The sequence below is a fragment of the Motilimonas sp. 1_MG-2023 genome, assembly GCF_030547455.1.
Lineage (GTDB): Bacteria > Pseudomonadota > Gammaproteobacteria > Enterobacterales > CBDFNC01 > Motilimonas.
This window is the reverse complement of sequence record NZ_JAUOPX010000003.1, coordinates 40,533-62,986: the sequence shown is the minus strand read 5'-3', so window position 1 is coordinate 62,986 and position 22,454 is coordinate 40,533. Positions and strand designations below refer to the sequence as shown.

Genomic DNA, 22,454 nt, shown 5'->3' with positions numbered 1-22,454 from the left:
GTTCTGCTGGATTTCTCTGTTTCAGCTTTATAGTCAATTAGTTGATTTTATCGCTATGCTTAACAGGGATTAAGCATACTTTTTACAAGGTTAATTATGACAACGAATTCCACCAGCTATGATCCACAAGAAGTGAGTTACTCAGCTCAAGAGCAATTAGTATCAACTACGGACTTACGCGGGGTTATTAATTATGCCAACCCGATTTTTTGCCAAGTGGCGGGTTATACCTTAGAAGAGTTGAATAATAAAAATCACAATATTGTGCGTCACCCTGATATGCCATCTGCTGCCTTTGCAGACTTATGGGGTAACTTAAAAGCCGGTAAGCACTGGCGCGGCATGGTAAAAAATCGTTGTAAAGATGGACGTTATTATTGGGTGGATGCCTATGTTACGCCTATGGTGGAGCAAGGTAAGGTGGTGGGGTATCAATCGGTACGCGTGTTACCCACGGGTAAACTAAAACAACAAGCGCAGTTATTATATAAACGCTTAACTGTCGGTAAATCATTACCTTGGCGTTTAAGCGAGCATAATCATATAAAATGGGCGCTTGTTGCCATCCCGGTGTTGTTATTATTGCTAGCGCCGTTATTTTTGTCAGGTTTAACGTTAACCCTAGCGAATGGGGTTTTACTGGCTTTGCTTACGGGATTGTTAAAGCCTGAATTATTTGATGTGCCACGTTATATCGCTAAATTAAAGCAAAGCTGCGATAGTGTCTCGCGCCACGTTTACTCCGGCTATGGTCCCGTATCGGTAGTAGACTTTTCGATCGGTCTATATCAAGCAAAAATACGCACCATTTTAGGTCGCAGCAATGATTCGGCAAATAATGTCAAAGAGGTTGCTACCTCGTTACAAATCACCGCAGAGCAGAGCCAAGCGTCGATTGAAAAACAATCATTTGAACTGCAACAAGTGGCCGCTGCGATTAATCAAATGTCGACGGCAACAGCGGAAATTGCGCATACCACCGTAAGCAGTGCAGAGCGGATTAACGTGGTTAATGACAATTGTAAGCGTTCATTAGTACAAGTAGATGAAACATTTCGTACTGTGACGAACTTGGCCAAACAGATGCAAAATTCAGCCGACTCAGCGCCTAAATTAGCCGCAGAAGCGGACAAAATTAGTGGTTTTATGGGAGAGATTTTGTGGGTGGCAGATCAAACTAATTTACTGGCCCTAAATGCTTCTATTGAAGCGGCAAGAGCAGGTGAGCATGGTCGTGGTTTTGCCGTGGTCGCAGATGAAGTGCGCAGTTTAAGTATGCGCACCCATAAAGTGACAGAGCAGATTGGTACGTCAATAGCGGGTATGCAAAAAATGTTGCAACTCTGGGTGGAAACGATGACAGAGGGCGCACAAGAAGCGCAATTAACCCTTAAGAGTACTGAGCAAAGTAAGCTTATGATTAATGATATTAGTGAGCAAATGGCTGTATTATCGGATTTGGCGATTCAAATTTCAGCCGCCAGTGAAGAACAAAGCGCGACAATTGAGGAAATTAATCGCAATATCAATAATCTCAATGATGGCGCTAATGAAAGTGTGCGTTTATCGAACGTGGTTAGCCAAGATATTGAATCACTTAATAAAAGTGCAGATAAACTGAGTGCGTTAGCCCACACGTTTAACTGAGTAACTTTTATCTACGCCACTTTAGCTTTTACCTTGGCCGGCAAGTGTGACATTAACTTGTGTCGCCGTAGTAGTAATAAGAATGCCGCGATAAGAATGTAAATACTAGGCTCAAGGACTGCAGACTTTACAGACCAGTAATAATGGATGGGCACTAACAGCGCTACAAGGTAAACCCAGTTGTGCAGTTTTTGCCAGTTTCTGCCCATTTTGCGTCGAATGCGATTGGCTGAGGTTACACCCAGAGCCATCAGCAATAGCAGGGCAACTAAGCCCAAAGTGATGTAAGGACGCTTGATCACTTCTTCAACGAAAAGATCAATGCGACCCGCTAAATCAAGCAACCAAAATATAGCCACATGAATGAGGGCATAGGCTAACACCCAAAGTCCTAATAGCCGCCGGGTTTGCAGTAAAAATCCCCACTTTATCCACTTGGCAGCGGGGCTGATCAGTAAAGTAACAAACAATAAGTTTAATGCCCCTTTCCCTGTAAAGTGAGTAAGGTACTGCACTGGGTCGCCCCCGAGCTGCTGACTAAAAGTTTGCCACGCTAGCCAGCATAAAGGCAATAACGCCCCCCCGTGCAGCATTACCTTAATGGCGGTGATATGTTTAGCAGCCCAAGCTTTAACCATTAATAAAATTTCCTTAAATCCATGCCTTTATACAAAGATGCCACTTCGTCACCATAGCCATTGAACATTAAGGTATCAATACGTTCAGCGCGAAAGCCATCAGCGATGCGGCGCTCGGTGGCTTGGCTCCATCTTGGGTGATCAACTTGTGGATTAACATTGGCAAAGAAGCCATATTCGTTGGGTGCTAATGCCTGCCAAGTCGTAGGAGGCTCTTTCTCGGTAAGTGTGATTTTTACAATACTTTTAATGCTTTTAAAGCCATATTTCCAGGGCACAACTAAACGGATTGGCGCGCCGTTTTGCGCTGGCAAGGTTTTACCGTACAGGCCAACTGATAATAGCGAGAGTGGGTGCATTGCCTCGGCGATGGTTAAACCTTCAACATAAGGGAAGGGGATGCCACCACCGAGGCGAGAGGCTTGGCCTGGCATTTGTTTAGGGTCGTACAAGGTTTGAAACGCAACATATTTGGCTTTGGAGGTTGGATTGACTTTTTTGATTAAGTCACCCAAAGAAAAGCCCAGCCATGGGATCACCATCGACCAAGCTTCAACGCAGCGTAAGCGGTAGATGCGCTCTTCAATTGGATGGTTTTTCAATATGTCATCCATTGAAAAGGTGCGAGGTTTCTCCACTTCACCATCAATCGTGATGGACCAAGGCTCAGGGTTAAATGCTTTTGAATTTTCGATTGGGTCGGTTTTGTTCGTGCCAAACTCATAGAAGTTGTTATGACTGGTTACTTTGCTCTCTGGTGTCAGCACTTCGGTTAAATTATTCGCCACTTTCTTGGCAATAGTTAGTGGTTTGGGCTGGTAAACCGCTTGCTCTGGGACCACCACTTCATCTGCAAATAAGCCAAAAATACCAGCGTGTGCGACTGGGCTGACGGCTGCACTTCCCGCAATTAAGCCTGAAGCTTTAATGATATTGCGTCGGTTTAGGTAAAGCGACTCGGGAGTAATATCTGAGCTGAGAATTTTTTTTGTCATAATATAGAGTGCCTTGATCAATAAGCGTTAATGCGCTGTCGTCAATATAAAATGGCGGCGCTTAAATGAGTAGACCGAGTCGATAGGGTTTGTATTTCATTTTTTCTATCTCATTTTTCTACTTAGGGTATATACGACTTGATGAGGAAAAAGATCCTTGCGATTAAGCCTAATTTGCTTCTTGCCACTGTCTATTGGCGCGCGTTTCAGGTAAAATTTCGCGCCTATTTTATAATCCAATTCGAGTAACGACATGTTCGAAGTAAATCCAGTAAACAATTTAATTAAGGAGCTGTCTGAGCGGACTGAGCTTCTTAGGGGGTACCTTTGACTACGAGGCCAAGAAAGAACGCCTTGAAGAAGTCTCCCGTGAGCTAGAATCACCTGAAGTGTGGAATGAGCCAGAGCGTGCTCAAGCACTGGGCAAAGAGCGCAGTGCTCTTGAAGCTGTGGTGGAAACTATCGATGTGATGGAGTCAGGCCTAGAAGATGTGGCAGGCTTAGTTGAGCTAGCGGTTGAAGCGGAAGATGAAGATACCTTTAACGAAGCACAGACAGAGCTAGCTGACTTAGAAGCGAAGTTAGAAGTGCTTGAATTTCGTCGTATGTTCTCTGGCCCTCATGATAGCAGTGATTGTTACTTGGATTTACAAGCTGGCTCGGGTGGCACAGAAGCCCAAGATTGGGCCAGTATGTTATTGCGTATGTATTTGCGTTGGGGCGAGGCTCATGGTTTTAAAACCGAGCTGATTGAAGTATCAGATGGCGATGTCGCAGGTATCAAGAGTGCCACTATTCGTTTTGAAGGTGAATACGCCTATGGTTGGCTACGTACCGAAACCGGTGTGCATCGCTTAGTGCGTAAATCGCCGTTTGACTCAGGTGGTCGCCGCCATACTTCGTTTGCGTCGGCATTTATTTACCCTGAAATAGATGACAATATTGCCGTGGATATCAACCCGTCAGACCTGCGCATTGATGTTTATCGTGCTTCAGGTGCGGGTGGTCAGCACGTAAACACCACAGAATCGGCGGTGCGTATTACTCACGTGCCAACCAATATTGTGGTGCAGTGTCAAAATGATCGTTCTCAGCACAAGAACAAAGATCAGGCGATGAAGCAACTTAAAGCTAAGTTGTATGAGCATGAGCTACAAAAGCAAAACTCAGAAAAACAAGCCAATGAAGATAACAAGTCTGATATCGGTTGGGGCAGCCAAATTCGCTCTTATGTATTAGATGACTCGCGTATTAAAGACTTACGCACTGGTATCGAAAACCGTAATACTCAAGCAGTATTAGACGGTGACTTAGACAAATTTATAGAAGCTAGTTTGAAATCTGGCCTTTAATCACTTTTTGAGAATGACATCATGACTGAACAAGTACAAGACGAAAACAAACTGATCGCCGAACGTCGCGGCAAACTTGACCAAATTCGTGTGAACTGCCCTGCCAATGGCCACCCGAATACCTTTGACCGTGAGCATTACACCCAAGACTTACAAGCTGAATACGGTGAAAAGAGCAAAGAAGAGCTAGAAGGCGCGGGTATTATCGTTGCCATTGCAGGTCGTATTATGGCTAAGCGTGGTCCTTTCCTTGTGTTACAAGATATGAAAGGGCGAATTCAAGCTTATGCAGATAAGAAAGTACAAGCAGATCTGAAAGAAAAGTATGGCTTATTAGACGTGGGTGACATTATCGGCGTAAAAGGTCAGCTGCATAAATCGGGTAAAGGCGATTTATATGTCAACATGGGTGAGTATGAATTACTGACTAAATCACTGCGCCCATTGCCGGAGAAATTTCACGGCCTAGCCGATCAAGAAACCAAGTACCGTCAGCGTTACATCGATTTAATGATGAGCCAAGAAACGCGCGATACTTTTAAAATCCGCTCTAAAGTCGTTGAAGGTATTCGTCGTTACTTAAGCGACCGTGATTTCATGGAAGTTGAAACGCCGATGCTACAAGTGATCCCTGGTGGCGCGAGTGCGCGTCCATTTGTGACACATCATAACGCCCTAAGCATCGACATGTTTTTACGTATTGCCCCTGAGTTATACCTAAAACGTTTAGTGGTGGGTGGCTTTGAGCGTGTATTTGAAATCAACCGAAACTTTCGTAACGAAGGTTTGAGTGTGCGCCATAACCCAGAATTCACTATGATCGAATTCTACCAAGCATACGCAGATTACAAAGATCTGATGAACTTAACGGAAGATATGTTGCGTACCTTGTCACAAGACATCTTAGGTACAACTTCGATCCGTAATACCAAAAAAGACGCTGAAGGCAATGTGATTGAAGAAGTGTTCTACGACTTTGGTCAGCCATTCGCACGTATTTCGATGATTGACGCGGTTATTCAGCATAACCCTGACTTTGATGAAGCGGTTATCCGTGACCCACAAGGTAACTTTGAGCAACTCAAAGCGTACGCCAAACAAGTCGGCGTTAAGTTCCCTGAAAGTGCTGATGTATGGGGCCCAGGCCGCGTATTGTGTGAAATTTTTGAAGAAACCGCTGAGCACTTACTGATCCAACCTACTTTTATTACTGAATATCCGTGGGAAGTATCGCCATTAGCGCGTCGTAACGATGAAAATGAATTTATTACTGACCGTTTTGAGTTCTTCATCGGTGGTCGTGAACTCGCGAACGGTTTCTCAGAGCTTAACGATGCACAAGATCAAGCGGAGCGTTTCCGTAAACAAGTAGAAGAAAAAGATGCCGGTGATGATGAAGCAATGCACTTTGATGAAGACTACATCACTGCACTCGAGTTTGGTCTACCGCCAACAGCAGGGCAAGGTATTGGTATCGATCGCTTAGTGATGATTTTCACTGACAGCCCATCGATTAAAGACGTACTCTTGTTCCCTCATATGCGTCCGCTCGCTTAATTTTAGCGGGTGTGCATGGAGGCCCCAAGCGGTGACGATCGCTTGGGGCTTTTTCGTTTCTACTCACTGATGAGACCTGAGCCCCTAGGCTCCCTAAGTTTAAATTGGTGGTGTCTGATTTTATTTGAAAAAGGAGAGTGACCGTGGAGCCAAGTATCATGCTTGCGGTGGTGGTGATTGCAATGGGATCGTTTATCCAATCTGCCACAGGCTTTGGTTTGGCGATTGCCACCGACCCGATTCTTATCTTTATTTCGATAGATTATGTACCCGCGCCAATCACCATCATTGGTTTGATCCTGTCTTTGTTTAACGCTTGGCAATATCGCAGTAACTTTTCATTACAAGGGTTATTGCACGCCTTGATTGGCCGTGTGCCGGGCTCGTTAGCTGGTGGTGCAGTACTGATGTGGGTCAATGCAGCGCAGTTAACCTTGTTGATTGGGCTATCGGTGATAGCGGCAGTGCTGGTGAGTTTACTGCCAATGAAAATTGAGCCAACGCCAAGGCGCTTAGCCATTGCGGGATTTTTCTCTGGTTTATTTGGCACCAGCGCAGGCATCGGTGGACCGCCGATGGCGCTACTTATGCAACACGGTGAAGCGAATGTTATTCGCGCCAATTTGTCCGCGTTTTTTGTGGTTAGCTCCGTTTTATCGTTACTGGTGCAAGGTGGCGCAGGTTATTTAAGCTGGCATCATTTCAGCTTAACTTTACCGCTGATCCCTGCTTGTTTAGTTGGCCATTATGTCGCTAAAAAAACCAATCATTTACTTTCGAAACAGCAGATAAGAATGATGTCACTGACCTTATGCAGTGTGTCAGGAGTATCAGCGGTGGTGAGTTATTTGTATTAGTGGTGAGTGGGCTTTGAACGCTTTGCTCAAAGCCCTGCAACTCAACGAAGATAGCTTGGTTATAAGTTTTATTAGTGATGTGAACAACAGTGGCCTGCCGCTTTTTTGAATGCTGTTTCTGTGCCTTCAAATTTGCCTTTGTTCTTTAAAAATTCAATGGCTTCCACAACATTCATTCCTTGCACTTTACAGCTGCGGTATTGTGCTTGTTCGCCAAATACCTGATTCAAAGCTGCCGTTAAAGATTCATTACTGTAGGTTGCTTGAGAAGCTTCCATTAGATTTAAAATATCGTGAACGTGGACGTTATTGCTCATATCGTTAGCTCCTAAATATCAATAGCCGCAAAATCCCACAACCGCGACCGACTCGCAACAGATGTTTGGGTTTGTGATGATGTAAATCAAATTCTGCTCTGCAATTATTACTTTTGAGGTGTTTTTCGTATCACTTTAACTTGTCATTAGATGGTAATCTAAATCTGTTGTTACTGTTAACTTTCATCATTATCGGAAGGAATGTTTATGTACACTTTGTTTTATGCTCCAACTCCTAATGGTCACAAAATTACCTTGATGCTAGAAGCTCTTGAGGTGCCTTATCGTATTGTGCCTATTAACATTCAATTGAATGATCAGTTCCTTCCTTCGTTTTTAGAAGTTGCGCCGAACAATCGTATGCCAGCGTTAATTGATCATGAAAATGGTCAAAGTGTGTTTGAATCGGGCGCTATATTGACTTATTTAGCGGAAAAGCATTTAGCTTTTCTTCCTGAAGCGGGCCCTGAGCGTTATGAGGTATTGCAATGGCTTAATTGGCAAATAGGTGGGTTAGGGCCAATGGCGGGGCAAAATCACCACTTTAATTATTATGCGCCAGACCGAGTGCCTTATGGTATTAAGCGCTATACAGACGAAACCACGCGTTTATATGGTGTGTTGGATAGGCAGCTGAGTGAGCAAGATTATGTAGCGGGAGATTATTCTATTGCTGATATGGCTATTTACCCTTGGGTGCGATTACACGACAAGCAAAAGCAAGACATCACCCTGTTTCCGAATATTATGCGATATTTAGCGACCATGGATGCGCGTGCAGATGTGCAAGCGGCCTTACAAAAAGAAGCCGAGTTTGATTGGCAAGGAAGTTTGACGGAACAGCAGTTGCAGCAGCTACTTGAAGTGTAGCGATTATCAGTAAATGCCGCGGCATTGGCGGCGGCATTTAGTCATCGGATTAGAAAATAAACGGATTGGTTTTCTTCTCTTTGCCAAAGGTTGATTTAGGCCCATGACCACTGACAAATTCCATATCATCAGGCAAAGGCCAGAGCTTGGTTTTGATCGCGGTGATCAGTTGGTCGTGGTTACCCATCGGAAAGTCTGTTCGGCCGATGGAGCCGCGAAATAATACATCTCCTACTAGGGCTTGGTTACTTTGGTGGTCAATAAACACGACATGACCCGGAGTGTGGCCAGGGCAATGTAACACTTCTAGCTCAACCTCGCCAAAATTGACCTTGTCGTCTTGCTTGAGCCAGCGATCTGGGGTGAATTGTTCAACGGGTGGAAAGCCAAACATTTGGCTTTGCATTGGAAAACCTTCCAGCCAAAAAATATCATCTTGATGGGGGCCTTCAATGGGTACTTTAAGTGTCTGGGCTAGCTCTTGGGTGCCGCCGGCATGGTCTAAATGAGCATGAGTAATGAATATTTTTTCGACTGCTACTTGCTCTTCGGTAATGGCAGCTAGAATTTTTGCTACGTCACCACCGGGATCGACGACGGCGGCCTTTTTGGTCTTGTCACAAATTAGCAAGGTGCAGTTCTGTTGGAATGGGGTCACTGGAATAATACGAATGCGCATACACTAAATCCTCATAAGTCTATGGCTATTCTACCCAATATTAGGCAAATAGAAACATGCGGCCAGCACTGATATGAAATAAGCGTCTTAGTTGGCACAAATTACAAATCTTCCTAGCTTGTCATAAAATTGCCATCAATTTCTCGCTAGAGTAAGGATTCATCAACTAAGCTGACATTAGGGCTCCATTGGATCGTGTTAAGTATAACGGTCTAAATTCGGAGTTTAAGGAGAATGCCTATGGCTAACCGTGACCTGAGTAAGTATTTTATTTTAGACACTAACGTGTTGTTACATGAACCCTTAGCAATTTATTCCTTCCAAGAGCACAACGTAGTTATTCCCATGACGGTCCTTGAAGAGTTAGACCGTATCAAAGACAGGCAGAAAGACGTTAGCCGTGATGCCCGCGTCGCAATCCGTTCACTTGAAGACATTTTTAAAGACGCAACACCCGAAGATATCGTGGAAGGGGTACCCCTATCTAAACTAGAAGATTCAGCGGTGGGGCATATTAGTATTTTTGCTGATCATAATATGACGCAAGCAAAAGAGTTATTTACTGAAGATGAGCCTGATAACCGTATTATTAATGTGGCGTTATTTTTACAGCGCAGCAAGGCGCCAGCGCAAGTTATTTTAGTTACCAAAGACATTAATATGCGCCTTAAAGCGAAAGGTGCAGGGCTTAAACAAGTTGAAGATTACCGGACCGATCAGCTGATTGATGATATTAATTTATTGTCGAAAGGCTTTAGGCAATTACCGGGGAGTTTTTGGGATAGTGTTGAGGATTGTGAAACCACCACTGATGGCCGTGATACCTGGCATGAATTAGATGAGCATTTAATAGAAAACACGTACATCAATGAATATTTGATTGATGAAACAAAATTATTTGCCGCAAAAGTGGTGGGACATGAAAATGGCAAGGTAAAGCTATTAGATATTGGCCGAGATCGCATGTTGGCGCGCCATGCTTGGGGAATACACCCAAAGAATGTCTACCAAAGTATGGCGTTAAATGCGCTGCTTGATCCTAGTGTCGATTTGGTTATTCTGACCGGCCCAGCTGGATGTGGTAAAACCTTACTCGCGATGGCCGCGGCTCTTGAGTTGGTGATTGAAAAGGGGATCTACGATAAGGTGATTGTGACCCGCAATACGCCAGACATAGCAGAAAATATTGGTTTCTTGCCGGGCACTGAAGAAGAAAAAATGATGCCTTGGTTAGCTGCCGTTACGGACACCTTAGAAGTGCTGCATAAAAATGACGAGTGTCCCAATGGCTCACTAGAATACATTATGGAAAAAGCAAATATTCAGTTTAAGTCGGTGAATTTTATGCGTGGCCGCAGCATCCAAAACTCATTTGTATTACTGGATGAGTGTCAGAACTTAACTGCGTCACAACTTAAAACCATTATTACCCGTTGTGGTGAAGGTACTAAATTGGTTTGCTCTGGCAACTTGGCGCAAATTGACAGTAATTATTTAACCCCTGTGACGTCTGGTTTAACCTATATCGTTGAGCGATTTAAGCACTTTGAAGGCAGTGCGAATGTGTATTTAAATGGGGTGGTAAGGAGTCGCTTGGCTTCTTTTGCCGAAGAAAATTTATAACTTACAGCTTACCGTTTATTCTAGTGCGGGCTCAGTGATAGGTTGACTGAGCCCCTTTCGTTGGACTTTTCTTTTACCCTTCTCTCAAAGTTATCGCCTAGGTTTAAATAAACCTTGACCCAAGCTGGGCTGTGCATCATTTTTAGTTAATAACGTATTAATTGTGAGCAGTGTAAGGAGCTAATGTGATTACTCCCATTAATGATCGCCGTGGTTTTCGACGTATGGCGATAGAGTCACCTTTACAGATAGTGTTTAAGGGCCAGACTCGACAAGGTATTTGTTTAGACTTGAGTGCTACAGGGATGTCTATTGAAGTGTCCGAAAGTGAGTTTCAAGTTGGCGATATGATAGAAGTTCATTTAGGTAATGGCACAGCTACTGCGCCACCTTTAAGTGGAGAGGCTAAAATTATCCGAGTGAGTGCTCAGGGTAATAAATACGTGCTTGCCGTTGAGTTGACGGTGATTAAGTAGCTTGATACGAGTTTACTGAGCAGATGCTGGTTTTATGAATTTTTCAACTCGCATTTGTTGTTGTGCAATCGCTACAGCACTCCCTTTATCTACCTTTCCTAACAACAGGTTAGCTGGGCCCGTCGGCTCGGCTAGCACATAATCTCTTCCTTGTACTGTCAGTATTTTTTGGTTTCCTTGTTGCGGTAAATCGATGCCGATTAAGGCATGACCGGGTACGATCACCATAATGGTTTCTCTGTTCGGGTAGAGTTGCATCATCGCACTTGCCATTAGGGTTACCTTACTATCACAATCTCCTTGGTTATTGATAAGTAACTGTGCGGGAGGTGAAAAACCTGTGCCTCTTTGAGTTTTGTCTGCGCCTAAAGCTGAGTAAGGGATCGATTGAATAAAGCTGAGCAATAGCTCGATGCCCTCAGCTTCGGTTTTATCGGCTACAAGAGGCTTAAATGCGTTGACGAAGGGGGCGACATCAGCTTGGCTGAGTAATGCTATTGCGGTGTGATTGGGTTTTACGGCCCACTGGTTGGAAAAATTCTTAAATATCTGAAAATGATGTTGCGTCAGGTAATCTTGGTAAGCCTGATTTTGTTGTTGTCGTAGTGCGTTAGTTATTTCTCGTACTTGTTTGGGGTCTGGGCCGGTGATTTGTAATTCGTAGTTGAGGCCAATGCGTTCACGTTTGAGCAATACATCAGTTTTTTTCTGTTGTTGAAACCATTGCATGGCTTGTTGCTGCAATGCTTGTTGCATCAATTTTGGCGAATATCGTTGAAATGTAGTTAACGTAAACTGCGTTTGGCTTATGTCTACTGTAATTTGATGTCGAGTTTGCTCGGCATCGCTCCAAACATAGTGTAACTTTTGGTTTTGTTGGTTAAAGCTCAGTTGTGCGGCTAAAGCTGGAAAACCAAAAAAGCACAGTAAACAAGCAGAGGCAGTCAGCTGATTCAATAATAGCCTTGTTAACTTCCTTTTAGTCATTTTCGCTCCTTAAATTTATTATGCCGCTAATAAAAAAGGGCGCTTTGCGCCCTCATTGAGTAAATTTAAGTGTTGAATTGAAAAGTAAATATTAGACTTGATCGTTAATCTCTAAGCGAGCTTGCTTCTTTTCTTCAACGGCTTGCGCCCTATAAATATGGTTGAAAACATGCACCATGGCTAGGGCTGATGATTCGACGATATCCGTTGCTAGGCCAATACCATGAAATTTTCGGCCTTGATAGCGGGCGACGATATCCACCTTACCTAGTGCATCTTTGCCTTCGCCTTTTGATGAAATTTTATAATCATCAATCGTTACTTCATAGCCAGCAATACGGTTTAAGCATTGATAAACCGCGTCGATTGGACCATTTCCGGTGGCGGCTTCGACAGTATGACCATGCTCACCCGTTTTGAGTTTAACCGTTGCTGTTGCCAGTACACCAGATCCAGATTGAACACTTAAGTAGTCTAAGCTGTAGTGCTCAGGCTCTTCGTGAATGTTATTAAAGAACATCAGCGCTTCAAGGTCGTAATCAAAAACTTGGCCTTTTTTGTCGGCCAACTTTAAGAAATCAGCATAAAGCTCATCAAGGTTATAGTCAGCTTCGCCATAACCAAGCTGCTCCATACGGTGCTTGATCACGTGGCGGCCAGAGCGAGATGTGAGATTAAGGTTATTTTGGGTCAGGCCGATGCTTTCTGGGGTGATTATTTCATAGGTATTTTTTGATTTAAGTACACCATCTTGGTGAATACCTGATGAATGTGAAAATGCATTGCCGCCAACTATCGCTTTGTTCGGTTGAATTGGCATATTACACAATTGGCTAACCAATTGGCTGGTACGGTGAATTTCAATTGGCTTGATGTTGGTATGTAACCCTAAATGATCTTTACGCGTATTTAAGATCATCGCGATTTCTTCCAATGAACAGTTGCCGGCTCGTTCGCCGATACCGTTGATAGTACATTCAATTTGTCTTGCGCCATGTTGTACAGCGGCAATAGAGTTAGCCACAGATAGGCCTAAATCATCGTGACAGTGCACAGAAATAACGGCTTGATCGATATTGGGGACGCGATTAAATAACGTTTGGATAATCCCACCAAATTCACTCGGCACTGTGTAGCCTACGGTATCGGGTATATTCACTGTGGTGGCGCCAGCTTTAATTGCGGCTTCTACCATGCGACATAAATTGTCTATGGGCGTCCGGCCAGCATCTTCACATGAAAACTCGACATCAGGCGTGTATTTCTTAGCATGAGTGACGGCTTTAACGGCCATTTCTAATACATCATCAAAGCCGCGACGTAGTTTGTTTTCTACGTGGATGGTCGAGGTTGAGATAAAGGTGTGAATACGAAAGCGCTCGGCAACGCGCAGCGCTTCGCCTGCTGCGTCGATATCTTTGCTTAAGGCGCGAGCTAACGCGCAAGGAATACTGGTGGTTAGCTGCGAGGCGATAGTTTGAACAGACTTGAAATCGCCAGGAGAGGAGATTGGAAAACCCAGTTCCATCACATCAACACCCAAACGCTGCAGTGCTAATGCTATTTGCAGTTTTTCTTTTACAGTTAAGCTTGCTGCAAGGGCTTGCTCACCATCGCGTAAGGTTGTATCGAATATGATCACCTGATCTGTCATTTATCTTTCCTCGTGTCCTTTCTTTGGCCACTATCATTATGATTCGACCAAGAGAAATACCCTTTAATAGGACTTTTAATTGTTTTATAAAAAATTATATGTTGTTCCAACCCAAGCTATTTGAGTGTCTAATGTACTTGAGCTGGGTTGCTTTGAATCTGACGTCGCTATATATCAACAAGATATGCATTGCGTAAGTATAACTTGAGTACTGGTGGAATGATGATTACTTTTTTTTCCAGGATTAGTCAAGTTGTTGAGATAGTGGCATATCGGTATGTTTGTGTTGATTTATATTTGATAGAGTCACGTTTTGATGATTTTGTTCTATTTTTAATACATGACGCATCACTTATTCGGAGATGACCCTATATGGCAGCACTAAAGGAACAGTACGTGGCAAAACGTAAGCCGGGACGCCCAGAAGGTGCATCAGACACCAGAGATATGTTATTGCAAAGTGCACGTCATTGCTTTGTTAATGAGGAATACCGTAAGGTCACTACTCGGTCTATTGCAGAGTATGCTGGCACCAATCTCGCGATGATCCATTATTACTTTGGCAACAAAGAGAACCTCTATTTGACTATGTTGTCGGAAACGTTGAAGCCGTTTGATGATGATTTAAAACGTCGATTGGCGGATCCAACTAATAGTAGTTTAGCGGGCCTGATACGTGCTTTTTACAAAACCATGGCCCGCTTTCCTGAGTTTCCCCCATTGTTAATGAGGATCATGCAAAATGAGTCGGAAGTTGGCCAAGATTACTTAAAAAGTATTCTCGGTGAGGGAATATTACCGCGATTTAACCGCATGCTGCATGCCTTGCAGCATAATGGAGAAGTTGCCGAAAATGTGGACATAGATAAATTACAAATTGTATTGCTTAGTTTAATGGTTCACCCCTTTGCGATGACGGGATATTTTAATGATCACTTTGGTGGTCAACCGAAATCACAAGATTATATTTCTCTTGGTGAATTTGTTGCTGAGTTTGCTGTTCGCGCGGTACAACAAAAGTCATAACAAAAAGCCATCACATTGTCATTGTTCTGTCGAGATTTCGTCATGTAAGTGTCACGAGTTGCTTTTATTCTTTATTTAGTCAATAAAGAGGGAAAGTTGATGAAGCTACAACAGATTGCAGATCTTGACTATGCGTTATCAAACTATTGCCTAGCACATAAATTTAACCGCCAAGTGGCGTTTTGTAGCAAAGGTATCTCCCATACTGGTGATGGCCATTTTTATGTTGTTCTTGGTCTATTGCTGCTGTGTTTTGAAGCTGAATTCGGTCCCTCCTTCTTTAAAAGCTGTTTATTGGGCTTTGCCATGCAGCTCCCTGTGTATGTTTTACTAAAACGCACGTTTAAGCGCAGTCGGCCTACTAATTTACCGTGTTTTATTCGTCCTTCAGACCAATACAGTTTGCCGTCTGGACACAGTGCTGCTGCGTTTATGATAGCAAGCCAGTTAGCTTGGTTTTATCCACTAGTGCTGTCATTGGTCTTTATTTGGGCAAGTTGCATTGCTTTGTCGCGAGTATTGTTAGGGGTGCATTTTGTCAGTGATATTATCGCTGGAGCTGGGCTGGGTATGATATTTGCGTATTTATCGTTCGTTTTGACGGGAGCTTTTTAGTGATCACAAACTCTTCCATGAAGGAATGCTTAGGCGTGACTTTTATTTTCTCAACTGATGCTTTAGCAAGGGCAATTTATTAATGCGCATTCTTTACGGCGTTCAAGGGACAGGCAATGGGCATATTACCCGCGCCAGAAAAATGTCACGGGCTTTAGCTGATGTTGGGTTAGAAGTTGATTACCTATTTACTGGCCGTCAATCTGATGCTTATTTTGATATGTTGCCGTTTGGCGAGTATAGGACTAAATCGGGACTAACGTTTAACTCTTCAAATGGAGAAGTTAATCCCGTTAGAACCTTGTTTAATAGTCAACCAAGGCAGTTGTGGCGTGATATTAAAGAATTAAATATCAAGGATTATGATTTAGTACTTAATGACTTTGAGCCAGTCTCTGCTTGGGCGGCAAAAAAGCATAATGTGCCTTCCATCGGCTTGTCTCATCAGAATGCTTTTCGCTACCAGGTTCCGAAACAAGGTTATCATTTTGGTAATGCGTTACTAATGAAATACTACGCGCCGACGCAGTTACCAATTGGTGTTCATTGGTATCACTTTGGTTTCCCTATTTTGCCGCCTATTGTTGAAATATTGACAACGGATGTGCAGATAGAAAATAAAATTTTGGTCTATTTGCCTTTTGAGTCGCTAAGTAAGGTGGTTGATCTGTTACGTCGCTTTTCTACCCATGAATTTTATTGTTATCACCCAGATGCCAAAGACATGGATGTTGAAAACGTTCGACTACGTAAGTTATGTCGAGTGGGATTTCAAGCCGACCTTGAAAACTGCTCAGGGGTGATTGCCAACGGTGGCTTTGAGTTGCCTTCAGAGGCCATGCAGATGGGCAAGAAAATGTTACTCAAGCCATTAACTGGTCAGTTTGAACAACAGAGTAATGTGGCAACCCTAGAAATGATGGGGATAGCGACAAAAATGAATGGATTAGAGCAGTCTGAGATCGCTGCTTGGTTACCAACAGAAAGCGCCGGCAAGGTAAGGTTTCCTGATGTTGCTAAAGCATTGGCGTTGTGGCTCAAAAATGATAGACAAGATAACTTTCAACACCTTGTCGATCGGCTTTGGCAGGCGACCGTGTTCCCGGAAAACGTATTAGATCAATTGCCTGAGCAAAGCTTGAATAAATCAGCGTCTTTGGCATGGGATATCGCACTGCGTGATTAAAACAGACGAAGTATCAACGCAGCGTAAATGCAGTTTAATAGTGTATACCCAATCAACTTGAAGATGCATGTTTCAGAGCACCACGGTGTTTTCAATACTAGGCACCTTTCAAATTAGCGTAACAACGTAGTGGAAACACGGTGGTGATTCCAAAGGGCAAGTTTTACACGCGTTTATGCTGTGTTATTGATTTTGATAAGGGGAAGCCATTACCTGCAATCAATGCCTTGCCTAAACGCGTGTAAAATCTTGCTGAAATCAAGCCTCTCCAGGTTGATTGGGTATATGCATCAGATTAAATGGTTATAAGCCTTTTACTGAGTACGATGGAAATATCAGCACGCTGTGCCATCATTATATACGCAGGCACTAGTAAATAGGGGGTAGCAGATGCAATTTAGTAATGAAAATGGCGAGACGATGAGCTTAGCTGATAACCTTACATTGCAAGAGTTGCAAGATATGGGGGTGAGCATTTCTATTTCTGAAGAATTAGACCCAAATCATTCAATATGGCTGTCAGAGCCTGAAGTTCCAGATCAGTAAAACGCAAGAATGAAAAGTTAATCTGGCTTGTTTTGCTGATTATCTATACTTTCCTAGGGCTACTTTCTTGTAGCCCTTGTCATATCTAAGCTACTTTCACCTAACACGCATCTTGATTGGAATTTGTGTTGATAACTTAATCTTGGTTTTTAAAGGGAATTTGGTAAAAAGCGTAGACGTGTAAAGTAAAAAATTATTAAACTGACACTCAATCTTATTGCGCCCTTGTGTTTGCAGGGAAGCTGTTATTAATAAAAAACAACCGGAACTCAGCTGGGAGAGCTTATGGAAATGTTATCGGGCGCCGAAATGGTGATCAGATCACTGCAAGACGAAGGTGTGAAGCACATCTTTGGCTACCCTGGTGGATCAGTATTGGATATTTATGATGCATTATTCCAATGCAGTGACATTGAACACTTTTTAGTACGTCATGAGCAAGCCGCAGTGCATATGGCTGATGGCTACACACGCGCCACAGGAAAAGTCGGGTGTGTATTAGTTACATCTGGTCCAGGTGCTACTAACTGTATTACAGGTATCGCGACAGCTTATATGGATTCGATTCCTATGGTGGTGCTATCGGGTCAGGTTCCGACCAATTTTATTGGTGATGATGCGTTTCAAGAAACAGACATGATTGGTGTTTCGCGCCCTGTGGTTAAACACAGTTTTTTATGTAAAAAAGCCGAAGATATTCCGATTGCGATAAAAAAAGCATTTTATTTAGCTGCCAGCGGTCGCCCCGGCCCGGTGGTGGTAGATTTACCAAAAGATGTGCAAAACCCGAAGTTAAAGTTTCCTTATCAATACCCTGAAGCGGTGCATATGCGTTCGTACAACCCAACGCTAAGTGGTCATAAAGGGCAAATTAAGCGTGCGGTTAAAGCCTTAATGGCGGCGAAACGCCCTGTACTGTATGTCGGTGGCGGTGCGATTAATGCCAATGCTTCGGCCGATGTTATTCATTTAGCAGAGCAATGTAATCTACCTGTAGCCACAACGCTGATGGGACTTGGTGCCTTCCCTGGTACGCACAATCAATCTATTGGTATGTTGGGAATGCATGGTACTTATGAAGCCAATATGTCGATGCATAATGCGGACTTAATCTTTGCAGTAGGCGCACGCTTTGATGATCGTGTCACTAATGCAGTAGATAAATTCTGTCCTAATGCGACTATCATGCACATCGACATAGACCCGACCTCGATTTCAAAAATCATTAATGCCGATATTCCTATTGTTGGTTCAATTGAAGTGGTGCTGGGCCAAATGCAAACCATGATTGCTGAAATGGATGCATTAAAAGAGCAAGAAGATTTGTCGGCTTGGTGGCAACTAATTAATACTTGGCGTGAACGAGAGTGCTTGGTTTATGAGAAATCAGATACAGTGATCAAGCCACAGCAAGTCATTGAAGCTCTCTATAAAGTAACTAAAGGAGATGCGATTGTCACTTCTGACGTTGGTCAACATCAAATGTTTGGCGCACTTTATTACCCATTTAAGAAGCCTCGCCAGTGGATTAATTCTGGTGGTCTAGGCACCATGGGCTTTGGCTTTCCGGCTGCAATGGGATGCAAGGTCGCTTTACCTGATGAAGAAGTGGTGTGCATTACTGGTGATGGCTCAATTCAAATGAATATCCAAGAGCTATCCACTTGTATGCAATACAATATTCCGGTGAAAATTGTGTCACTAAACAACCGTTCCTTAGGCATGGTTAAGCAATGGCAAAAAATGTTTTACGAAGGTCGCCAGTCTCACTCCTATATGGATTCAGTGCCAGATTTTGTCAAGCTGGCAGAGGCTTACCATCATGTTGGTATTCGGGTAGACAAACCAGAAGATTTAGAGCCAGCACTTGAGAAAGCCTTTGCCATGAAAGACCGCTTGGTATTTTTGGATATAGCGGTGGATCCGGAAGAGCACGTGTATCCGATGCAAGTGAAATTTGGCAGCATGCAAGATATGTTTTTAAGTAAAACGGAGAGAACCTAATGCGCAGTATCCTTTCTATCTTAATTGAAAACGAAGCCGGCGCATTATCTCGAGTCGTTGGCCTGTTTTCGCAACGTGGCTATAATATTGAATCGTTAACGGTAGCGGTAACGGATGATCCCACTCTATCGCGAATGACGATTACAACCCATGCTGATGAGCGAAAAATTGAGCAAATTTTAAAACAGTTACACAAGCTAGTGGATGTACTCAAAGTATCGGAATTAACAGATGGTCCACATGTTGAGCGTGAATTAATGTTGGTGAAAGTGAAAGCCAGCGGCACTAAGCGTGATGAAGTGAAACGCAATGCAGATATTTTCCGTGGTCAGATAGTGGATGTCACGCAGAGCCAGTATACGGTTCAGCTAAGTGGTACCACAGACAAGCTAGACGCATTTATTGCTGCATTGGGTGAAGCAACTGAAATTATTGAAGTCGTTCGCTCTGGTGTGTGTGGCATCGCACGCGGGGAGCGTTCGTTGCGTCCTTAGCGACCAGGTTATTCAATTTGCACTTCGTTTAAAACCAGACTTGTTCTGGTTTTTTTGTGGCTAAAATGACGAACTATTGTGGTGAAATCTATCACTGTTTAATGTTGTGGATTGAGTTTATGGTTTTTATTCTTTAAATACATGAGGTTAGTGTGTTGTAAAACTGGCATAAACCTTGATTAACTCAAACTAGCATTTTTGGATTATTTAAAGGTGATGTTATGTTTGAATTAATATTTGTGTTGCTCATGTTAGGAGCGATGGCGTTGACAGGTTTTACCTTAGTGGGTTGTATTGTGGTGGTTTGTATTGCCGCGGTGTTATTGCTGGTTTTTGGCGCAATTGGCATATTAATCCAATGGGCGCCATGGATTTTGGCTGCGGCTATTATCTATTGGTTAGTGAGTGATAAACGTTGTAATCAAAGCTAGTACGTTGCAGTTCAACTGGCTTTAGATTAAATTGATGCTATCTAAGTGGTTACATTAAGGATTTAAATTTGAAAAAGTTTTTTGTATTGGCTGGTTTAGGGCTAGCCTTATTAAGCGGTGCATCGCAAGCTGAGATCATGGTCGATGGGGCATATGTGCGAGCGACACCGCCGAACGTGCAAAACAGTGCGGCTTTTTTACAATTAATGAATCACTCAAACGAGCTCGCTACACTGGTTTCGGCTAAGAGTGACATTGCAGAAAAGGTTGAGTTACACAACCATATTATGGCTGATGGCATGATGAAGATGCGTCAAGTAGATGGTATAAAAATCAACGCGATGGAAACTGTATCACTGCAGCCAGGTGGGTACCATATTATGTTAATGGGCTTAAAACAGCCTTTGACCGAAGGACAAGAGGTTAGCTTTACCTTAGGTTTTTCGTCGGGTGAGCAAGTCTCTTTTGTTGCGCCAGTGAAATCAGTTAAGGGTGATAAACCTAAAATGAAACATAACCATTAAGGCCTATCTATGGAAAATTTTACCGCAAAACGTGTGCTGGGTATTTTTCTCGTTCTCTTTTTTTTGGGTTATGGTACATCTGTGTACTGGGGACTTGAGCCCGATGTGATGGATATATCGGAATTGGTGGTTAAGTCAAAAGATGAGGCTGCTAAGGAGGGTAAAAAGCTTGTCGTGGGTTACACCACCACAACAACACTGATCACCGTTGCAGAAACCTTGCTTGATAAACCCGGTGGCTATTTGAGTAATGATGTTATACCGCCGAGTCTCTTAATGGATAACATGCCTGCGTGGGAGCTTGGGGTGTTAGAGCAAGTGCGTGATTTATCATTGATTATGCGCAAGGACTTTAGTCGCTCACAAAGTCAATCGATGGAAGATAAAGATCTAAAAGTCGCTCAGCCAAAGTTTAATATTGATAGTAAAAGTTGGCATTTACCCAGTGCAGAAGCCGAGTACCGTGAAGCGATTAAAGCAATTTATAGCTATCGGACTCGTTTAGCGGATCCTAATCAATCTGATGCACAATTTTATGCTCGGGCAGATAATTTGGCCGCTTGGTTAAAAGAGGTGCAAAGTCGCTTGGGTAGCTTATCGCAGAAACTGAGTTCAAGTGTTGGTCGCCATGCGATTAATGATGGCCTAGCTGGTGATTCTGCCGCACAGCAGTCAACTTATACCCCAGAAGAAGAGTTGATTAAGACGTCTTGGTTCTTAACAGATGATGTATTTTATGAGGCTCGCGGAGCAAGTTGGGCGCTATTGCACTTTATGAAAGCCATTGAGGTTGATTTTAAAGGTGTACTTGAGAAGAAAAATGCCAGTGTGAGCGTACGCCAAATCATTAGAGAGTTGGAAGAAACGCAAGAAACCGTATGGAGTCCAATGATATTAAATGGCAGTGGCTTTGGTCTAATGGCGAATCACTCTTTAGTGATGGCGAATTATATTTCACGCGCTAATGCTGCGGTGATCGATTTATCTGAGCTACTTAATAAGGGCTAGTTAGACGAAACAAATTGTTAGTAAGCTGAACCTTGGCTTAATCATTCTCAAATTCAATGGCAATCAAGGAATACCTTGATTGCCATTGTTTTTTTAGCGGCTACAATACTCGCCTAACTATAAAGGTGTCTTAAAATGAAAAAATATCTTGCAGCAACTCTATTTACTTTAGCGATCAGTCATTCCGCATCAGCAGATGATTGGGGCATTTTTGCGGGAGTGGATATCGCTAAACCCGTTACCGATGGTAAGCTTGATAGCGATTCTCTTAGTTTGAAAAATGATTGGCGTGGAAGTGGTTATGTGGCCATTGAACACGGTATTATTTTATTACCTAATGTGAAATTCGCCTACACGAATTTAGACAGTAAAGGCTCTTCAAGTACCAGTGATGTAACGCTAGACATGAGTAGTTTTGATACCATTTTATATTACCAGTTATTTGATAATGGCTTATTCGAGGCTGATCTTGGTTTAAATGTAAAATACATCAGCGGCGATTTGCATACTTTATCTAACAATCATTTTAACAGTACGATCCCCCAAGCTTACGGTGCCGCAAAGTTTCACATACCAAATACTGGCCTAAGTGTGTTCACTGATGTGACTGCGGGCTCTGTAACCGATGATGAAGTGGTGGATGCTTTGATTGGCGTGAGTTATGCGTTTAACCCTGAAGGTTTAACTAAAGTTAACTTACGTGGTGGCTATCGTTACCAAGAAGTTAAACTAAAAGATGACGTTAAACTGAACACTGAGTACGACGGTATCTTTGTTGGTGTTGAAGTTAACTTCTAAACGCGTTTTTTGTTAGCTGCTTGTCAAGGGGGGCTTTCTCCCCTTAAATTCAATTATTAGCTGCTCTCTCCTTATTCCTTTTTCTTATAAAAAATCCCTATTTATTCTTTGTTGTTATTCTTTCCACCCAGTAAACTGTCTGCAATTCATTTTGGGATAGTGGAAATCTT

23 protein-coding genes are annotated in these 22,454 nt (G+C 43.0%); 17 read left to right on the top strand and 6 right to left on the bottom strand.

Annotated features, from left to right (window positions below):
- The first annotated feature begins 96 nt into the window (after positions 1–96).
- Positions 97–1,647 carry a PAS domain-containing methyl-accepting chemotaxis protein gene (locus Q4519_RS02345; protein WP_303509080.1) on the top strand — a complete coding sequence of 517 codons (1,551 nt, stop codon included), beginning with the start codon at positions 97–99 and terminating at the stop codon, positions 1,645–1,647.
- Positions 1,648–1,658: 11 nt separating this feature from the next.
- Here Q4519_RS02345 and msrQ read toward each other — a convergent pair whose 3' ends face one another.
- Positions 1,659–2,285: a protein-methionine-sulfoxide reductase heme-binding subunit MsrQ gene (gene msrQ, locus Q4519_RS02340; protein ID WP_303509077.1), complete on the bottom strand. Its 627-nt coding sequence runs from the start codon at positions 2,283–2,285 to the stop codon at positions 1,659–1,661.
- The gene (gene msrP / locus Q4519_RS02335; protein ID WP_303509074.1) at positions 2,285–3,280 is read right to left on the bottom strand and encodes a protein-methionine-sulfoxide reductase catalytic subunit MsrP; all 996 of its coding nucleotides are present in this window, start codon (positions 3,278–3,280) and stop codon (positions 2,285–2,287) included. The genes msrQ and msrP overlap by 1 nt, the downstream gene beginning before the upstream one ends.
- A gap of 253 nt (positions 3,281–3,533) precedes the next feature.
- Here msrP and prfB point away from each other — a divergent pair.
- From prfB to Q4519_RS02320, 3 genes are all read left to right on the top strand, one after another.
- A protein-coding gene (gene prfB, locus Q4519_RS02330) for a peptide chain release factor 2 (RefSeq protein WP_303509071.1) occupies positions 3,534–4,632 on the top strand; the annotation gives its coding sequence in 2 pieces (ribosomal slippage) (positions 3,534–3,608 and positions 3,610–4,632; 1,098 coding nt in all).
- Positions 4,633–4,653: 21 nt separating this feature from the next.
- The gene (gene lysS / locus Q4519_RS02325) at positions 4,654–6,189 is read left to right on the top strand and encodes a lysine--tRNA ligase (protein WP_232802754.1); all 1,536 of its coding nucleotides are present in this window, start codon (positions 4,654–4,656) and stop codon (positions 6,187–6,189) included.
- Between the two features lie 143 nt (positions 6,190–6,332).
- Positions 6,333–7,046, top strand: a complete 714-nt coding sequence (locus Q4519_RS02320; protein WP_303509068.1) for a sulfite exporter TauE/SafE family protein — start codon at positions 6,333–6,335, stop codon at positions 7,044–7,046.
- Between the two features lie 71 nt (positions 7,047–7,117).
- On the opposite strand, the gene Q4519_RS02315 is transcribed toward Q4519_RS02320, so the two are convergent.
- Positions 7,118–7,363 carry a YecH family metal-binding protein gene (locus Q4519_RS02315; protein WP_232802752.1) on the bottom strand — a complete coding sequence of 82 codons (246 nt, stop codon included), beginning with the start codon at positions 7,361–7,363 and terminating at the stop codon, positions 7,118–7,120.
- Positions 7,364–7,570: 207 nt separating this feature from the next.
- Here Q4519_RS02315 and Q4519_RS02310 point away from each other — a divergent pair, with 207 nt between their 5' ends.
- Positions 7,571–8,233 (top strand): glutathione S-transferase N-terminal domain-containing protein, encoded by a 663-nt coding sequence (locus Q4519_RS02310; protein ID WP_303509067.1) that lies wholly within the window; start codon positions 7,571–7,573, stop codon positions 8,231–8,233.
- Positions 8,234–8,282: 49 nt separating this feature from the next.
- Here Q4519_RS02310 and Q4519_RS02305 read toward each other — a convergent pair whose 3' ends face one another.
- On the bottom strand, positions 8,283–8,912 hold the full coding sequence (locus Q4519_RS02305; protein WP_232802750.1) for an MBL fold metallo-hydrolase: 630 nt from the start codon (positions 8,910–8,912) through the stop codon (positions 8,283–8,285).
- A 240-nt stretch (positions 8,913–9,152) separates the two neighbouring features.
- On the opposite strand from Q4519_RS02305, the gene Q4519_RS02300 reads away from it, so the two are divergent.
- Together Q4519_RS02300 and Q4519_RS02295 are read left to right on the top strand one after the other, a co-directional pair.
- A complete protein-coding gene (locus Q4519_RS02300) occupies positions 9,153–10,535 on the top strand; it encodes a PhoH family protein (protein WP_232802749.1) in 1,383 nt (460 codons plus the stop codon).
- 185 nt (positions 10,536–10,720) lie between these two features.
- Complete coding sequence (locus Q4519_RS02295; RefSeq protein ID WP_232802748.1) at positions 10,721–11,011, top strand: PilZ domain-containing protein; 291 nt, start codon at positions 10,721–10,723, stop codon at positions 11,009–11,011.
- 12 nt (positions 11,012–11,023) lie between these two features.
- Here the strand turns inward: Q4519_RS02295 and Q4519_RS02290 are convergent, their stop codons facing one another.
- Together Q4519_RS02290 and leuA are read right to left on the bottom strand one after the other, a co-directional pair.
- On the bottom strand, positions 11,024–11,998 hold the full coding sequence (locus Q4519_RS02290) for a hypothetical protein (protein WP_303509060.1): 975 nt from the start codon (positions 11,996–11,998) through the stop codon (positions 11,024–11,026).
- A gap of 91 nt (positions 11,999–12,089) precedes the next feature.
- Positions 12,090–13,652: a 2-isopropylmalate synthase gene (gene leuA / locus Q4519_RS02285; RefSeq protein WP_232802746.1), complete on the bottom strand. Its 1,563-nt coding sequence runs from the start codon at positions 13,650–13,652 to the stop codon at positions 12,090–12,092.
- Between the two features lie 372 nt (positions 13,653–14,024).
- Between leuA and Q4519_RS02280 the strand changes: the two genes are divergently transcribed.
- From Q4519_RS02280 to Q4519_RS02235, 10 genes are all read left to right on the top strand, one after another.
- On the top strand, positions 14,025–14,678 hold the full coding sequence (locus Q4519_RS02280) for a TetR/AcrR family transcriptional regulator (RefSeq protein ID WP_303509055.1): 654 nt from the start codon (positions 14,025–14,027) through the stop codon (positions 14,676–14,678).
- 99 nt (positions 14,679–14,777) lie between these two features.
- Positions 14,778–15,293 (top strand): phosphatase PAP2 family protein, encoded by a 516-nt coding sequence (locus tag Q4519_RS02275; protein WP_303509052.1) that lies wholly within the window; start codon positions 14,778–14,780, stop codon positions 15,291–15,293.
- Between the two features lie 82 nt (positions 15,294–15,375).
- Complete coding sequence (locus Q4519_RS02270; protein WP_303509049.1) at positions 15,376–16,479, top strand: MJ1255/VC2487 family glycosyltransferase; 1,104 nt, start codon at positions 15,376–15,378, stop codon at positions 16,477–16,479.
- Positions 16,480–16,869: 390 nt separating this feature from the next.
- Positions 16,870–17,025: a hypothetical protein gene (locus Q4519_RS02265; protein WP_232802742.1), complete on the top strand. Its 156-nt coding sequence runs from the start codon at positions 16,870–16,872 to the stop codon at positions 17,023–17,025.
- A gap of 285 nt (positions 17,026–17,310) precedes the next feature.
- Positions 17,311–19,029 carry an acetolactate synthase 3 large subunit gene (locus Q4519_RS02260; protein WP_303509047.1) on the top strand — a complete coding sequence of 573 codons (1,719 nt, stop codon included), beginning with the start codon at positions 17,311–17,313 and terminating at the stop codon, positions 19,027–19,029.
- Positions 19,029–19,523 carry an acetolactate synthase small subunit gene (gene ilvN, locus Q4519_RS02255; protein ID WP_232802740.1) on the top strand — a complete coding sequence of 165 codons (495 nt, stop codon included), beginning with the start codon at positions 19,029–19,031 and terminating at the stop codon, positions 19,521–19,523. Before Q4519_RS02260 ends, ilvN begins: the two co-directional genes overlap by 1 nt.
- A 221-nt stretch (positions 19,524–19,744) precedes the next feature.
- A complete protein-coding gene (locus Q4519_RS02250) occupies positions 19,745–19,954 on the top strand; it encodes an envelope stress response protein PspG (protein ID WP_232802739.1) in 210 nt (69 codons plus the stop codon).
- A 68-nt stretch (positions 19,955–20,022) separates the two neighbouring features.
- A complete protein-coding gene (locus Q4519_RS02245) occupies positions 20,023–20,478 on the top strand; it encodes a copper chaperone PCu(A)C (protein WP_303509041.1) in 456 nt (151 codons plus the stop codon).
- 9 nt (positions 20,479–20,487) lie between these two features.
- Positions 20,488–21,486 carry a DUF2333 family protein gene (locus Q4519_RS02240; protein WP_303509038.1) on the top strand — a complete coding sequence of 333 codons (999 nt, stop codon included), beginning with the start codon at positions 20,488–20,490 and terminating at the stop codon, positions 21,484–21,486.
- Between the two features lie 135 nt (positions 21,487–21,621).
- Positions 21,622–22,284 carry a TIGR04219 family outer membrane beta-barrel protein gene (locus tag Q4519_RS02235; RefSeq protein WP_232802736.1) on the top strand — a complete coding sequence of 221 codons (663 nt, stop codon included), beginning with the start codon at positions 21,622–21,624 and terminating at the stop codon, positions 22,282–22,284.
- Positions 22,285–22,454 lie beyond the last annotated feature (170 nt).

Coding starts and splice junctions, on each gene's coding strand:
- Q4519_RS02345 (WP_303509080.1), top strand. CDS start 97: ATGACAACGAATTCCACCAGCTATGATCCACAAGAAGTGAGTTACTCA.
- msrQ (WP_303509077.1), bottom strand. CDS start 2,285: ATGGTTAAAGCTTGGGCTGCTAAACATATCACCGCCATTAAGGTAATG.
- msrP (WP_303509074.1), bottom strand. CDS start 3,280: ATGACAAAAAAAATTCTCAGCTCAGATATTACTCCCGAGTCGCTTTAC.
- lysS (WP_232802754.1), top strand. CDS start 4,654: ATGACTGAACAAGTACAAGACGAAAACAAACTGATCGCCGAACGTCGC.
- Q4519_RS02315 (WP_232802752.1), bottom strand. CDS start 7,363: ATGAGCAATAACGTCCACGTTCACGATATTTTAAATCTAATGGAAGCT.
- Q4519_RS02310 (WP_303509067.1), top strand. CDS start 7,571: ATGTACACTTTGTTTTATGCTCCAACTCCTAATGGTCACAAAATTACC.
- Q4519_RS02305 (WP_232802750.1), bottom strand. CDS start 8,912: ATGCGCATTCGTATTATTCCAGTGACCCCATTCCAACAGAACTGCACC.
- Q4519_RS02300 (WP_232802749.1), top strand. CDS start 9,153: ATGGCTAACCGTGACCTGAGTAAGTATTTTATTTTAGACACTAACGTG.
- Q4519_RS02290 (WP_303509060.1), bottom strand. CDS start 11,998: ATGACTAAAAGGAAGTTAACAAGGCTATTATTGAATCAGCTGACTGCC.
- leuA (WP_232802746.1), bottom strand. CDS start 13,652: ATGACAGATCAGGTGATCATATTCGATACAACCTTACGCGATGGTGAG.
- Q4519_RS02280 (WP_303509055.1), top strand. CDS start 14,025: ATGGCAGCACTAAAGGAACAGTACGTGGCAAAACGTAAGCCGGGACGC.
- Q4519_RS02275 (WP_303509052.1), top strand. CDS start 14,778: ATGAAGCTACAACAGATTGCAGATCTTGACTATGCGTTATCAAACTAT.
- Q4519_RS02270 (WP_303509049.1), top strand. CDS start 15,376: ATGCGCATTCTTTACGGCGTTCAAGGGACAGGCAATGGGCATATTACC.
- Q4519_RS02265 (WP_232802742.1), top strand. CDS start 16,870: ATGCAATTTAGTAATGAAAATGGCGAGACGATGAGCTTAGCTGATAAC.
- Q4519_RS02260 (WP_303509047.1), top strand. CDS start 17,311: ATGGAAATGTTATCGGGCGCCGAAATGGTGATCAGATCACTGCAAGAC.
- ilvN (WP_232802740.1), top strand. CDS start 19,029: ATGCGCAGTATCCTTTCTATCTTAATTGAAAACGAAGCCGGCGCATTA.
- Q4519_RS02250 (WP_232802739.1), top strand. CDS start 19,745: ATGTTTGAATTAATATTTGTGTTGCTCATGTTAGGAGCGATGGCGTTG.
- Q4519_RS02240 (WP_303509038.1), top strand. CDS start 20,488: ATGGAAAATTTTACCGCAAAACGTGTGCTGGGTATTTTTCTCGTTCTC.
- Q4519_RS02235 (WP_232802736.1), top strand. CDS start 21,622: ATGAAAAAATATCTTGCAGCAACTCTATTTACTTTAGCGATCAGTCAT.